General features: G+C 58.9%; 13 protein-coding genes and 1 pseudogene. 9 read left to right on the forward strand and 5 right to left on the reverse strand.

The genetic code is table 11. The annotated features are described in order from the left end of the window. Nucleotides 1-15 precede the first annotated feature (15 nt). Nucleotides 16-1,227: a Gfo/Idh/MocA family protein gene (locus ABIE41_RS06860; protein WP_192645090.1), complete on the forward strand. Its 1,212-nt coding sequence runs from the start codon at nucleotides 16-18 to the stop codon at nucleotides 1,225-1,227. A 319-nt stretch (nucleotides 1,228-1,546) separates the two neighbouring features. Here ABIE41_RS06860 and ABIE41_RS06865 read toward each other — a convergent pair whose 3' ends face one another. Both ABIE41_RS06865 and ABIE41_RS06870 read right to left on the reverse strand, forming a co-directional pair. Further along, nucleotides 1,547-1,984 (reverse strand): response regulator, encoded by a 438-nt coding sequence (locus ABIE41_RS06865; protein ID WP_192645091.1) that lies wholly within the window; start codon nucleotides 1,982-1,984, stop codon nucleotides 1,547-1,549. A 606-nt stretch (nucleotides 1,985-2,590) separates the two neighbouring features. Beyond that, entirely contained in the window at nucleotides 2,591-3,016 is a 426-nt protein-coding gene (locus ABIE41_RS06870; RefSeq protein ID WP_192645092.1) for a DUF1236 domain-containing protein, read from the reverse strand. A gap of 246 nt (nucleotides 3,017-3,262) precedes the next feature. On the opposite strand from ABIE41_RS06870, the gene ABIE41_RS06875 reads away from it, so the two are divergent. From ABIE41_RS06875 to ABIE41_RS06885, 3 genes are all read left to right on the forward strand, one after another. Then, nucleotides 3,263-3,490 (forward strand): hypothetical protein, encoded by a 228-nt coding sequence (locus ABIE41_RS06875; protein ID WP_192645093.1) that lies wholly within the window; start codon nucleotides 3,263-3,265, stop codon nucleotides 3,488-3,490. A gap of 162 nt (nucleotides 3,491-3,652) precedes the next feature. Beyond that, nucleotides 3,653-4,369, forward strand: a complete 717-nt coding sequence (locus tag ABIE41_RS06880) for a Crp/Fnr family transcriptional regulator (RefSeq protein ID WP_192645094.1) — start codon at nucleotides 3,653-3,655, stop codon at nucleotides 4,367-4,369. A 102-nt stretch (nucleotides 4,370-4,471) separates the two neighbouring features. Then, nucleotides 4,472-4,861 carry a response regulator gene (locus ABIE41_RS06885; RefSeq protein ID WP_192645095.1) on the forward strand — a complete coding sequence of 130 codons (390 nt, stop codon included), beginning with the start codon at nucleotides 4,472-4,474 and terminating at the stop codon, nucleotides 4,859-4,861. A gap of 10 nt (nucleotides 4,862-4,871) precedes the next feature. Here the strand turns inward: ABIE41_RS06885 and ABIE41_RS06890 are convergent, their stop codons facing one another. Next, nucleotides 4,872-5,315, reverse strand: coding sequence for a Ros/MucR family transcriptional regulator (locus ABIE41_RS06890; RefSeq protein WP_192645096.1), 444 nt, complete (start codon nucleotides 5,313-5,315; stop codon nucleotides 4,872-4,874). 756 nt (nucleotides 5,316-6,071) lie between these two features. Between ABIE41_RS06890 and ABIE41_RS06895 the strand changes: the two genes are divergently transcribed. Continuing rightward, nucleotides 6,072-6,317 carry a MerR family transcriptional regulator gene (locus ABIE41_RS06895; protein ID WP_192645097.1) on the forward strand — a complete coding sequence of 82 codons (246 nt, stop codon included), beginning with the start codon at nucleotides 6,072-6,074 and terminating at the stop codon, nucleotides 6,315-6,317. Nucleotides 6,318-7,069: 752 nt separating this feature from the next. On the opposite strand, the gene ABIE41_RS06900 is transcribed toward ABIE41_RS06895, so the two are convergent. Beyond that, complete coding sequence (locus ABIE41_RS06900) at nucleotides 7,070-9,337, reverse strand: MHYT domain-containing protein (RefSeq protein ID WP_192645098.1); 2,268 nt, start codon at nucleotides 9,335-9,337, stop codon at nucleotides 7,070-7,072. Nucleotides 9,338-10,302: 965 nt separating this feature from the next. Next, nucleotides 10,303-10,989 carry a DUF1993 family protein gene (locus tag ABIE41_RS06905; protein ID WP_210321106.1) on the reverse strand — a complete coding sequence of 229 codons (687 nt, stop codon included), beginning with the start codon at nucleotides 10,987-10,989 and terminating at the stop codon, nucleotides 10,303-10,305. Nucleotides 10,990-11,762: 773 nt separating this feature from the next. Between ABIE41_RS06905 and ABIE41_RS06910 the strand changes: the two genes are divergently transcribed. The 4 genes and pseudogenes from ABIE41_RS06910 to ABIE41_RS06925 all read left to right on the forward strand — a co-directional run bounded on the left by ABIE41_RS06910 (nucleotide 11,763) and on the right by ABIE41_RS06925 (nucleotide 13,832). Beyond that, nucleotides 11,763-11,861 (forward strand): diguanylate cyclase domain-containing protein, encoded by a 99-nt coding sequence (locus tag ABIE41_RS06910; RefSeq protein ID WP_192645099.1) that lies wholly within the window; start codon nucleotides 11,763-11,765, stop codon nucleotides 11,859-11,861. A gap of 5 nt (nucleotides 11,862-11,866) precedes the next feature. Continuing rightward, nucleotides 11,867-12,154: pseudogene (locus ABIE41_RS06915) on the forward strand (GGDEF domain-containing protein); the annotation flags it as partial. A gap of 357 nt (nucleotides 12,155-12,511) precedes the next feature. Beyond that, nucleotides 12,512-12,931: a DUF1236 domain-containing protein gene (locus tag ABIE41_RS06920; protein ID WP_192645100.1), complete on the forward strand. Its 420-nt coding sequence runs from the start codon at nucleotides 12,512-12,514 to the stop codon at nucleotides 12,929-12,931. Nucleotides 12,932-13,484: 553 nt separating this feature from the next. Continuing rightward, complete coding sequence (locus tag ABIE41_RS06925) at nucleotides 13,485-13,832, forward strand: hypothetical protein (RefSeq protein WP_192645101.1); 348 nt, start codon at nucleotides 13,485-13,487, stop codon at nucleotides 13,830-13,832. Nucleotides 13,833-14,110: the final 278 nt, after the last annotated feature.

The raw sequence follows: 14,110 nt of genomic DNA on the forward strand, positions 1-14,110 counted from the left end.
TCACGGAGACGCCGGATGACCGAGCAATCCCCACGCCGGCTGCGCTATGCCATGATCGGCGGCGGGCAGGGCGCCTTCATCGGCGCCGTGCATCGCCATGCGATCGCGCTCGACGGACTTGCGGAGCTTGCCGCGGGCGCGTTCTCCTCGACACCCGATCGAGCGCTGGCCTCGGGCCGCGCGCTCGGGGTGCCGGACGCACACAACCATACGAGCTGGCAGGGCCTGCTCGAAGCCGAGCTGAAGCGCCCGGCCGATGAGCGTGTCGATGCCGTGGTGATCGTCACGCCGACCGACAGCCATTTCCCGATCGCGCAGGCCTTCGCGGATGCCGGCTTCAACGTCGTCTGCGACAAGCCGCTGGTACATACGAGCGAACAGGCGGATGCGCTCGTCGCGACGGTCGCCAGGCGCGGCACCGTCTTCGGCGTGACCTATAATTACACCGGCTATCCGATGATCCGACAGGCGCGCGAGATGGTGCGATCCGGCGCGCTCGGCGCGATCCGCAAGGTCGTGGTCGAGTATAATCAGGGCTGGCTCGCCACCGCGCTGGAGGCGACAGGCAACAAGCAGGCCGGATGGCGCACCGATCCCGCGCGCAGCGGCATCGCAGGCGCTCTCGGCGATATCGGCTCGCACGCGGAGAACCTGGTTTCGACGGTGACAGGACTTGCAATAGAGGAACTCATCGCCGATCTCGGTGCGCTTGTTCCGGGCCGGGCGCTCGACGACGATGCCAGCATCCTGCTGCGATATAACGGCGGCGCGCGGGGCGTGCTCGTGGCGTCGCAAATCAATGCGGGGCTCGAAAACGACCTACGGCTGCGCGTCTCAGGCGAGCAGGGCACGCTGGAGTGGAGGCAGGAGGAGCCTAACCGGCTCTTCCACCATCGCGGAGACGGGCCGGCGCAGATCCTGACGCGGGGCTCGCCCTGGCTATGCGAGGCGGCGCGCCGGGGCGGCCGGATTCCGGCAGGCCACCCCGAAGGCTTCATTGAGGCCTTTGCCAACGTCTATCGCGGCGTCTTTGCCGAGATCGGCGCTCGGCGTGCGGGCACCATCGCCGATCCCCTGGATGCCGACTACCCGACGGTGGCGGACGGCGCGCGCGGCGTTTACTTCATTGAATGCGCTGTCGCGTCATCGGCCGCGCGACGCTGGCAGCGCTTTGCCTTCGACGAGGCATTGGCCGATGCGCCGCGTGTGTCGACAATTTTTGGCTGATTGATCTCGTGAACGGCTGCCGGTTATCCGCCCGTTTTGTCACAAGAGATGCGCCATCTCATGACACTGGCGTCCCCCCACGAACCTGACCTTTGCAAGCCTTGCGACCGCACCGGCATTCATACGCTTTCCTGCTCCGGCGCACGTGTCTACAGGCGTTGGGACTGACAAGGGCACCGCGGTAAACGTGGCGCCCCCGACCGTAGCTTAGTAGTCCATCCCGCCCGCCGCATGGCGGGCGCGGCGTCCTTCTTGGGCAGGGATAGCCGTCTGACATCGAGGCTGCCGAATGCTGTCAGCAACTGCCACATAATCGGCGTTAGGCGAACCGAGTAAGCTTGCGAGCGTAGCTGTCGAGCCAACGAAGGCAGTTCGGAACGGCGATATTGGACGCCGACCCACTAGTCCTTCGAACCCATACAGCCGTCAATGCCGCAGCTAAGTCCTGCAAACTGACAGGCTTTTGAATATAAGCTTCAGCATTGGCGGTGGTAAGCATCTGATCGAGAGGCCTGCCTGAGAGATACAGAATCGCGGGCCTCTGTGGCGGCGGCACTTGCGCGAATATCTCGGGGCCTAACTGCCTTCCCAATTGATAATCAAGCAGGGCGACGTCAGGGCATTTTGCATGAGCGGCTTCTATCGCCTCGGGAACCGTGCCGACGACGCCCACGACACAAAAACCGACCGCCTCTAAATATTCGGCGAAGAGCTCCCTCAGCATCTCGCTATCGTCAACGATGAGCACTTTGAGCATGGCGCGTCCTTGCGAATCGAACGTTTCCCCGCCTGCGCTCACATTACGGGGCTGGAGATGAAATGGAACCAGATTTGAGGTCATTGCTCTGACGACACTTGTGGGGCCGACCGCATCTTCAGCTGATAACGCCATCAGGCTTCTTGATGGTTGCGACCCGCACTGCTCCCAGTTGCCCCTGGGTTTGCCCGGTTTTAACACGGCCGGTACGCAAGCCCTTTCGGGCCGGGGAAACCGGACGACCGGCCGAAGCGATGGCTGCCGGCCTTCAACAAAGCCATCCGGCCCGCTCCTAGCTACCGCACAAGCATATGGCCGAATGGCCTTACTGCGTTGATGAATGATCGACGAGGTCTATCATCAAGCTGATGACGCGGCCTTGTACATGGCCAATCGCGCAGGTCTGAAACAGTTCCGCTCCGCGCCTTGGCATAGTCGGTTACCCCCGTCACACCGAGAGACAGACTTACGTGAGCCGATCGAGAATGGGCCACGGCCTACCGGGCTCGCAGAGGCGTAGAGAGTGGAGTCCTTCGTCCTGCAGAGATGACGCCGGAGAAAAGCCCGCCCCGGATGGGGCGGGCTGCTTTCGCGCTTCGATAATCGTCAGTCGATGATCTGGACGATGCGACGCGTCCTGGGCTCGACGAGCACCGTCTTGTCGTTGACGACAGTGTACCGATATTCGGTCTTGCCGTATTGCTCAGGGACTTCACGAACCGTGACGGTTTCGGGAAGCGTGGCGCCCACAACGACCTGTTCCTGATAGGTCACTGACGGAACGCGCTGTTCCCGCACATAGGTTCGAAACTCAGTCCGGTTTTCCGAGCTGATGCCGCCTACTAGGGCCCCTGCAGCAGCCCCGCCAATCGCACCGGCGGCGGCCCCAACCGGGCCACCCACAAGGGCGCCTCCAACAGCGCCTGTCGCAGCACCGCCAACGGCTCCACCGGCCGCACCGGGGTTGGTCTGCGACATGGCGCTCATGGGGACAACGGCGAGCGCGGCGATCAAAGCAATGCTCTTGATCATGGTGTTTCTCCCTTGCTCCCCAGCCGGCTTTCAAAACCCGATGGATTTGGGCAAGTTCCATGAATAATCATTCAGGATATAGGGATCGAGGCCGGCGACGGCGGCGTGTGGGAGGCGAGGACAACCTCCGTGCTAATCATTAATAACTGATAGGGATCCGCCGGAACCTGACGCGTCAGATTGGGTTCGCTGCGAGAGGGGCGGCGCCTAAGCTGGTGACCGCGTTCACACGAGAGAGACACGACCGTGGCTGGCACGTTCGATCATGCGGAATCCGATTTTGTTGATGTCACTGCGTTGGATGTGTTGAGCGTGATGGTCGATCCGGCAGGAAGGACGTCATCAACAATCACCTTGTCGCTTGATACCGGAGACACCATCGAGATTTCTTTCTCGCCAGAGCTACTGGCAAAGCTCGAATCCATGCTGGCCCAGGCCGCGATCGAGCAAGCGAAACATCAGCCTCGCCAATGAGGAGAGGCGCCATTATTTGCAGTAGCGGTTGGTATCGATAGATTGGGGTTCGGTCCGGCAAATCGGGTTGATCGATGTCAATCGTGACCATCATCGGCCACCCGTTAGCCCAATCTGCAAACTTAAGCGGCGCGTGAAGGGTGCGCTCACGGAAGCTAGAAGATGGATATGTTGGTGAGAGCGCTCTCGTCGCGAGATACCTTGTCTGACGAAGAAATCGGGCTCATCCGTTCGGTCAGGTTCCATACCCAGCGCTTCGGTCGCGGCCAAGCGATCATGGACGTTGGCTCCTACCCCCAAGCCTGCTTTCTGGTCCGGTCAGGACTTGCCGCTCATGAGCACACTATGCTGGAGGGTGGCCGACAGATAACGAGCATCGGGGTGCCTGGCGACCTGATGGGTCTAAGTGCGTACCTGTTGAAGCAGACCGCCACCGATGTGGTCGCGCTGACGGACTGCGAAGTGGATGCGTGGTCATACGAGGAGCTTGGGCGCCTCGTAGACACCTCACCGCATTTGGCGCGACTGATCTGGATGGGGCTTGCCATCGAGGGCGCAAGCCACAGAGCCGCGCTCGCATCCATGGGAAGAACATCTGCAACGGCGCGGATCGGGCATCTCTATTGTGAGATTTATCTGCGCCTTCGCCAGGTGGGCCTGGCCGCAGAGAACCGATTTGATTTAGACCTGCGGCAAGAACAGGTTGCCGATATTTGCGGCCTATCGCTTGTCCATGTAAACCGATCCCTAAAAGTACTGCGGGATAAAAGGCTTATCCGCCGAGAGGGCACTAGCGTTATCTTAGAGGATTGGACCGCGTTGCTCAAAGAAGCCGATTTCGACGGCACCTATCTCAGCCTGTTTAGTGCTGCAAGATGACGCACGGGATCTACGACTTGAAAGATAGCCGCTTTTACGGTAAATGGTACGGGACCGAACCATTCACATGGATAATGTTGCCCCGTCGGCCGCGAGCACCGAATGGAAAAACCACTGGTCCTGGTTGTCGAGGACGAGCCAATAATCCTCATGGAGGTCGAGGAGACGCTGCTTGAAGCGGGCTTTGATGTCGTCACAGCGCACCATGTGCCATCAGCCATCAAGGCTTTCCAAGCGCGGTCGACCGAAGTCAAAGCTCTGGTGACTGATATCCGCATGGGAACCGGCGCCGACGGATGGGACTTGGCGCGAAAGGTTCGTGAGGCGGCGCCTGCCGTGCCAGTGATCTACATGAGCGGCGACAGCGCCTCACAATGGTCTGCTCGTGGAGTGCCCAACAGTTTGATGCTGTCCAAGCCGTTTGCCCCTGCTCAGCTCGTTACGGGGCTTGCTACGCTACTGAACCGCTTGGTCGATCCCACCCCAGATTGAGCAATGCTCGCTAAACTGCAGATTTAGCTGACCGCTTGCGCTTGCTAGAAGGCTTGCTCGACTTTCGCTCCCGCCACACTGACATCGCCACGTCGGATCGCACTTTCGAATGTGCAGGCGCCACCATGGGATAGTCGGGAGGCAGATTCCATTTCGCGCGATATTGATCGGGCGTAAGGCCGTAGGCAGTGCGAAGATGTCGCTTCAGCGACTTGTACCGTTTTCCGTTTTCAAGGCAGATAATTGTCTCGGGAGTCACTGATTTACGGATTGGGACCGCCGGTACGAGGGTTGCCGCGGCTAGCATCTCCGGACCTGAGCCCAGCTTTGTCAGCGCCGCATAAACGCTGTCGATGATGTTCGGGACGTTGGCAGGCTCCACACTATTGTTGCCGACATAGGCCGCGACAATCTCGGCGGATATCTTAATCAGGTTATCGATGGGCTGATCCAAACCGTAACTCTCCCCGTCGTAATTTGTAATTCGCTTCCTATCGGACCAATTATAGTCGAGCAGCACGCGTGTGCGATATCATCGAATGCCGCCGGATAGAAGCTTTATGGACTGGCAATGTCGGCTGGTAGACGGCGCAGCGGGTCGCGCGGCCGGGGGATCAGCCAAGACGGCGAAAGCCTTAAAGACCCTGTAACATCCCCAGTCGCTCGACTGATCTCAATATCGTCCCTGCGCTCTTGAACGGGTGGCAATGTCGCCGAGCCGCTGAGCGCAGCTGACGTACAGACGTTCAGGTCGCCAGCTTGACGGATGGAACGGGCGACGAAGATCCACTCTACCCAACCTCTGAGGGAATTCGCTTTTGCCTCCAGACAGCGGCACATGGTGACCCTGATGCGATAGGGAAGGTCGTCGTGCGTAGTGATGCACGACGTCGCTGCGTCATTGGCGAATGCTGCTGCGGGCGCCACCATCAAGGTGGCCGCAGTTAGGACCGCCAGGACAATGGGTAAACGCGTCATGGCACAGCCTGAAGCATGAATGCATGTCGGAACACTTCTGCGAACAGAGCCTGAAAAGTTAAACAAAAGGTTTTGGATTTAGCTACGAGACCCCGCGGCCACGGGGCGTCTGTCGACCGCGACCGTCCAATTTCATCGTCGCATCCAACCGGAGGTGCACGGGGTATCAGTCGGCATCAACTGATGCTGTTTCGCGTTGCAGCAGCCTGCACGCTCAGGTGCGAGCCTCACGATGGGATACTCGATAAGACAGCTCGCCGATGAATTCGGGGTCTCGCTGAGGACCATCCGTTTCTACGAGCAACGTGGCCTGGTCCAGGCCTCGCGGACATCGAAGTTTGCCACTGCGCCGCGTGTCTACAGCGAGGAGCAGAAAGCCCGTTTGGCAGAAATTCTCGACCTGACGAAAATGAGCTTCACGTTGACGGAAATAGGTGCCGGCGAAATTTCGCCCGCCCAGTACGAGCAGCAACTCTAATTCTGTCTGACTAAGATTTCAGAGCTTGAGGCGTCAGTGGCTCTTATCAGGAAGCGCTTGGCGACGCCACGCAGTGACTGATCGCTAGTTTTAGCTGTTTGGATCAGTGCACTGGCCGCCCGAGACTAGCCTGCAAAACCGGTGAGGCAGCTGTGGGCGCATGCTTTGGCGTGGCTATTCCGACGTGACGGCAGTTCATGACGTCGATGATAGAACCCTGCCGAACGTCTCGGCATAGAGGATGATTGTTCCGGGAATCAGACATAGCCATGACTGTCACCGTCACGGCTGTTACGACAAATGTAAGCGTGGCAGCTACCGAGTTCATTTTCGCCTCCCGTGGCTGTTCCGCAGATCCAACGGACGTCGGTCTATAGGGTTCCCCCCTGCGAAGCTTTCTGATGATTGCTGCGGCTTTCCGCGAGGCCTATGGTGGCTAGACGACACGTGTCAAAGGACCACTATCTTTTCCTCTCGGGCAGCTCGTGACGCATTCGTCAGCTGCTGGCCAGCGTATCTTCTTCGAGCAGACGCGCATCGTGCCCTCGCATGACAATTGCCGACGTATATCAGTTACCGGATCGTTCGCCGGCATACCGATCATGCGCTGTTCTTCGGGAGCAAACGAGACCTCGATCGGGCGATCGCTAGAGCTTCTGGTTCACGGACCGTAGATGCGGCAAGGCGAAACAGCGCGCTACCTGGCAAGTCGGATGGCCATTCGCCGGGCTCGCTGCGCCAAGCTGCTCAACTCAGCTTGCATGGATCGGGAACGGCACGACATTGCGCGCCGCGGAATTCAAGCACGCGTCAATGGCCTGTGCTAATCCAGCTTGGTCGAATGGCTTGCTGAGACGTGGCAGCGAAGAACCCGAGGGTAATTCGGCGTAACCAGTCGCCACAAGGATCGGCAGGGTCGGAAGAATGGCCCGGACCGATTCCGCCAATTGCACGCCGGTCATTTTTGGCATCGCCTGATCCGTGATCAGCAAGTCGAAGCGATGTTCATTGAGCACACTGAGAGCTTCCAAGCCGGATGATGCCTCGTTGACTTGATGACCCAAATCCTCAAGCATGGCCACCGCATTCATGCGGACGAGTGCGTCGTCATCGACGACCAAAATGCGCAGCGAGGGAGTCACCGGAACGGCAGGTTGCGCAGGCCCAGAAGCTTCGACTGGTTGTTCCCCCGCGCGAGCTGCAGGGAGCCAGACCTCTACGGTGGTGCCCTTGCCCCTTTCGCTCAATAGCACCAGCCGTCCACCCGACTGTTCTGCGAAGCCGTGCACCATCGACAGCCCGAGCCCAGTGCCTTTGCCTACGCCCTTGGTCGTGAAGAACGGCTCTCGTGCTTTGGCCAAAGTGGCATCGTCCATGCCTTCTCCCTCATCCCTCACAGACAGACGGATATAGCCGTCACCTTCGGCGCGTGGCTGGGCGTCAACCGCATCGACGGCAATCACGATACGCCCTCCCTCGGGCATGGCGTCGCGAGCGTTCACAACCAGATTCAGAATCGCCATTTCAAGTTGGTTCGCGTCGACAAAAGCCTGGACGGTTGCAAGCGGGAACTGCGTTAAGACGCTGATTTGTGGGCCAATGGACCTTTGCAGCAAATCTTCCATGCCCCGAACGAGCGCCGGAACGTCGACCACCTCTGCGCGGAGATCTTGCCGGCGCGCAAAGGAAAGCATTCGCTGTGTGAGCGCCGCGCCGCGTTGCACGCCCTGCAGGGCGTTCTGAACAAGACGTTCGAGCTTTGGATCAGGAGGGAGCCGTTTTCTGAGCAGGTCTAGATTCCCCATCACCACGGCAAGCAGATTGTTGAAATCGTGAGCAACACCTCCGGTTAGCTGGCCAACGGCTTCAATTTTTTGAGCCTGCCGGAGGGCTTCTTCAGCTCGTTTTTGCTCCGTGATGTCCAACAACCCTCCAACCACACGGACAAAGTGCCCCTGCTCGTCGCGTTCGACGCGTTCGGCGACGATCACATCCAGAATGCGACCAGCTCGTGTGACGAACCGATGATGAGCGTTGGGCAGTACACCAGCTTTCAGGAGGGTGTCCCACTCGACCGCGATCCGGCGACTGGCGGAATTTTCGGTCATAAAGTGAGTGATCGGAGAGCCGATGACCCGGTCGCGACGGTGACCAAGGAGCTCCAGCCACGCATCACTGACCTGTTCAAGACGGCCGTCGCTGTTGAGTGCATGCAGGGGCACTGGGGTTCCCCGGTAAAGCCTGCGGAATTGCTCTTCGCTGCGCCGCAGCGCCTCAGCCTCTTTCTCCGCCAGAGCGGCAAAGCGCCGGTCGAAACTGGCAGCGATCAGGCTGAACGCCAGAATGATGAAGGTAAGGGCGGCGATGGCTGTGGCGAGACTGCCTTGTCCGATCCCGAAATGATCGCCATGCGTTACGGCGGATGGGTGTGTCGTGAACTGTGCAGCGGCCATGGCCGTGTAGTGCATGCCGGCAATGGCGACGCCCATGATGATCGCGGCCGCGGCCCGCTGTATTGGGCCAGTGTTACTGAAGGCGAGAGCCAATGCGGTTGTCGCAGCGGCTATCGCAATGAGAACCGAGAGCGCCGCCCAGTCCCACCTGTAGCTCAGGCTGGCTCCCATCTTCATCGCGGCCATGCCGGTGTAGTGCATAGCGGCAATGCCCAGTCCCATGACGAGACCACTGGCAAGGAGAGCGCCGCGTCCCGAACTAGGTCTCTTGACGATGAAGAAGCCGAACCCAGTTACCACAATCGGTAACACGAACGAGAAGATCGTCAGCCCGGCATCGTACTCAACTAGAATGCCGGGCATGCTGAAGGACAGCATTGCGATGAAATGCATCGCCCAAATGCCGCCGCCGAGCGCAACAGCCGCTGTGAGAAGCCAGGCGCGCGATGCCCAGCCTGTGGTCGCCTTAATCCGTCCGGCGAGATCGAGCGCGGCGTACGACGCCAACGTCGCGATAATCAGGGACAGGGCGACCAGAGAGGCGTTGTGGGTGCCGGTGATCGTCACGAAACACTCGCGTTGGCTCAAAGTGGGCAAACGTTCAAAACATGCGTCGATCACTCACGCAAGGCGCGCGGCGCAGACGCTGCTGCATGTCTTGAACTGGACGTCTTGTGTTATGGCCGACATCAAAACGCCGCGACATGATCCTTGTTCCGACTTGGCATAGTTCAGACGCCCGTTTGGGGAGAAGGCTGTTCGGTCGGTTAACATCTTGTTCGCGAGCTGGAGCAGTTTTAACAGCGGATATCGCTGAGGGCCTCGCGCATGCCGAAGTTTCTCATCGTCGATGACAGCGTAATGTTGGGTGACTTGTTTGCGAGTTTCACGCAGCTGTTGGGGTCATCAAAACGGATGAAATTTTCTCGCTCAACAATGCTGTTGCCTCGGCTGAGGCGGTAAGGCCCCGAAGTCGCCGTGCTCGACTACTGTTTCGGCATGGTCTCGGAACAGATTTTGTTAGGAGGATCATCGGTGATCAACTACCCGCCGTGCTCTATCTGTTTGAAAGGCCGCTCGGCTATCCTGACAAGCGCGGACGGCGAGGCATTTGTTGTAAAAGCCAATCGGTTTGAGCGAATTGGCGTTTTGAGGTTGGTCTTGCAAGCACTACGCGTCACAACGGGCATCGAGCCCGCCGGCTTTAATCCGTTGACCGGTACAAACACTAAGATCGCTCTGTTCGACAATCTGCCTGCTTACCGTAGCGCTAGAGTGAGATGGCTTGCATGAGCCTGAAGGAGTCGTGCGGCCAACGCATAGTCTCACTGCCGCAGCCGACCCGCAGTTTATCCCCGGCTGGCGAAAAAGGCGCATAACTCTCCCATCGCCGGAGGATGTCATGCCTGTTTCCGTCACCTACCGCGTCAGTGAGCGCGTCGGCATCGCACTCAATCTGCGCGATATTGCCCTAATGGCCATGTTCTGGTTCGGGCTCGGCTGACGCTCCTGCGTCGGCCTCAAGCCGCCGCTCATCGGTCGTCCGGAACTCTGTAACGCGCCATGTGAGGCAAAAAGTCCATCTTGCCGAGGCTCAGTCCGGCATGGCGCAGCAGCGCATAGGCCATGGTCACGTGGAAGTAGAAGTTCGGCATGATCCAGTCCCGGATATCCTCCTCCGACGACATGAGGAACCGAACGCCGTTCGGCAAATTCAGATCGACCGGTTCGTCAACGGCGGCCCATTCGGCCGGATCGGACTGTACAATGTGCGAGCGAACGGAAGCGATGCCGGCGCGGACGTCGGCGAGTGACCTGTAGGCACTTTGCTCAAGGGGCAGGGTCTTTCTCCCGACTTGATTGAGGGCCAACAGCACTTGGTTGAGGGCGATGCGAAATTGCAGCTCTAGCGGAAACATATCTTCCGTCAGCTTCTCGCCCAGCACCTCATCGGCAATCCCGGCGTCTTGTGCCTTGACGACCAAATGGTCGAGTGTCCCGAGCATATCGCTGAACGTCGATCGCGCTGATTGAGCGTAGGACATAGCGTTTATTTGGCATATCGAGGCGGCGCGCGCTACAGATGATACACGCTTGTTCGGAAGGCGATGGCTGTCGTTGGCACTAACGTCATGCTTCTCGCTGTATATCTCACGCTGGTCTAGACCGCCGCCAGGTTGGAAGATGAGCGGAGCCGCCAGCGGGCCGAATCGCTCCATTCCGCTGACGACCTGCCCGCGTACCGGGCGATAGCGCAGGCGGGGAGAAGCTGCAGCAGCAGCCCCAAATATTCAACGCGGTAAACTGCCTGGGGTATTCGCGGAGCGGTACGCGCGCCGACCGCAAAAAGGCCGCTGAGCTTTTCGGCGCAGCGGCCTATCGTATGGAGTATCGAGCCCTCCTTCAGATCAGAAGCGACGGCCATACCCGCGGTCGTAGCCACGCCGGCCGTAAGCCCGCGCATGCGGCGGCGGGCCACCATAGCGACGTCCATAGGCATAGCCGCGCGGCCCATAGGAGCGACCGTAGCGGCGGCGCTCCTCTCTGACTCGATGCTGCGCCTGCTCGACCCCAGCCGCCTCGGTCGAAGTGGCGGCAGTAGCGAGGGCGTTTGCGCCAGCTAGCGACGGTGCCGCCATTGCAGGCGCTGTCACAGCGGCGCCGATGGCAACGAGCGTAGCTATTAGAAAGTGTCGCATGGACTTCTCCCGTTGGTTCTTCAGGCCTCAGCGATGGCGGGGCACGCACCAACGGCGGATGAACCGAATAGTCCGATCCCATTCATGTCATGGCGCGATTGCCTTAAGCGGCAGGCTTCAATCGCCGACCGCTTTAAACGGACCCAAGGCTTTGCTGGCGGGGGTAACGGACGATCGACTAAAGCGGTGAGTGCTGGCTCCAACAAACGTCTGCCCGCTGATTGTTGTCACATACGCCTATGGGCAAGGCCTAGCGACGCAAGGTCAATCAAGGAACTTTTTTAAATCACTTCATGGCCTTCAACGACCACTACGGTCATGACGCGGGCGACCGCTACCTCAAGGCCCTCGCGCAGGCCCTCCGCTCGGTTGTTCACCGCCCCTCGACTTAGTTGCGCGTTACGGCGGCGAGGAATTCGCAGTCCTACTGCCGAACACCGATGCAGACGGATGCGCGAAGGTCGCAGAGCAGCTGAGCGACGCAGTTGCCAGTCTGCGTATCGTCCACGACCAAAATCCGGCCTGGGGGCGCGTGAGTGTGAGTCTCGGAGGCGCCTCGGCTATTCCGCGACAGGGAGATACGGCGAGGTCTATCGTCAAGGCTGCAGACGCGGCCCTCTGCATGGCCAAGCATGATGGGCGGAACCAGTTTTATATGGCGCCGCGTGTAGGCATTGCCGCATAGCCCCTGTGACACGGAGTGATAGACTACGTGCGCTGATCGAGGACGCCAATAATCCTCATAGAGGTCGAAGAAACGCTACTTAGCGGCAGCGCCTGCCACCTTTTGATCCGTATCTTGTCGGTACACATAGGGTGGCCAATGGTTAGCGCCAAGACACGTTACGGATTATAAAAGAATTTCAATCGTGTAACTTGCGTTCAGTAATCATATCTAGATCCATCGCTTTAAAATGAATCGATATTAACAGCAGATGAACATGAAAATATGAGAACGTTCATCGATAAAATAGCTTAGCTTGATTATCCAATTGCCGTATGCTCGGAATTCTCCCAGCACGGTTTTCTGGAGGAGACGTCCATGATCAAAGCATTTGCTATTCTGACGGTCCTCGCAGCTCTTCCCGCAACCGCATTTGCGCAGCAAAACCCGCAGGGTGCTCAAGGCGGCGCTGCGAGTGGTGCACTGACGGGCGCAGTCGGTGGCGCTGTCGTCGGCGGCCCCGTGGGAGCGGTGGTAGGGGGCGTCGGCGGCGCAATCGTCGGTGGTATCATCGGTGATAATACGCCGAAGTTTCGCGAGTACGTCGTCACTCAGCGCCGACCGTCGTACACCTATCCCGAGCCGGTCGTGGTCGGCGGTACCTTACCTCGACAGGGCGTGACGTATTATGATGTGCCGAGCGAGTACGGCAGGACCGAATACCGATACACCGTCGTCAATAATCGCACGGTGTTGGTTGACCCTGCTACCGGCCGTATTGTGCAGGTTCTCGATTGAGTTCGGGCTGCGCATCGACAGACGTCTGAAATGACTCACTGAACGGATTACCGCCAAGGTTGACCAGTGCGCTGGTCAGCCTTGGCAAGCCGGATACCGACCACTTTCCCGACAGTCGGTTTCGCATATCTTGTCATCATGCCAGCGCAAAATGCTGACTCGTTTCGACGCATGGCGCCGGATAGATAGGTTTAAGAGCGACTGGCTGACTTAGGCTCCTATTAATAATCGCTCCGCATCATCCCCAAAGCAGTCCTTGGTGAGCGTCGAATGGCACAGTCGAAACCGCTCATTCGAGATGACGATGAGTTTGACGCGGCGCTGGAGCGTATAACCGAGCTGGTCGAGGCAGATCGGAATTCTCAAGATTTCTTTGAAATGGTCGCTTTAATGCAGGCCACTAAGGATTACTCACGGATTCTGCGGGCAACGCAACCCGAAGAGGGTCACAGACTCCATTGAATGGGTGGTTGATGCACCGCCGTTAGCCCACTTTCCAAGATTGGGCTGCGGCGCCTAAATGACCGGGTGCTTATCGAGACAAGGGCTGGCCGTGATGACGCACGGTGGAAGATACATTGCGGCCAGATGGCTGGCCGCCGTGCTGGTCGCATTGACCGCGACGCAGGCCAAGGCCGTAGAACGTCGGAAAGCTGAGTTCCTGCAGGATTACATCACCTGCGAGATGTGGCTGACCCATCATCGCACCTCCGCCATCGAGCTTCACACTGCTGTGGGACGCTGGATTGTCGATTGGCTTCGAAAAAATTCTCCAAACCGGCTGGCTCACCTCGATGACGCTGTCATCGTCCAGGCGGTTGAGCGCCATTGTGACGCGCTTCCTGACCAGTCCATCAGCACGGCGGTCTTTCTGTCGGGGCTCAGGTTGCCTGGACCCTGACTCCCCCGGCGTTGTGGTTGAACCCGCGCAGGAGAGCTTGGCGCAATGCGCTAGAGCCTCTCGTATTTCTCGTTAATCAGCCGAACCTTGATGTCAGCTTCATCGACGCGCTTGATCACTGTCAAAAAAGCACGCGCGTCACTGATGCATTTTTCTAGACTGCCGTCGTCTTTGTACTCCGGTTCGCCGAGGGACATGCGGCGGCACGTCAGTGCGGTATCGCTTTGTGGGGCTTAGACGTCAGTCCGCGCGTTCTTGATGATTTCCATAATCTGTTT

It is taken from the genome of Bosea sp. OAE506, from assembly GCF_040546595.1.
In the GTDB taxonomy this organism is placed as follows: Bacteria; Pseudomonadota; Alphaproteobacteria; order Rhizobiales; family Beijerinckiaceae; genus Allobosea.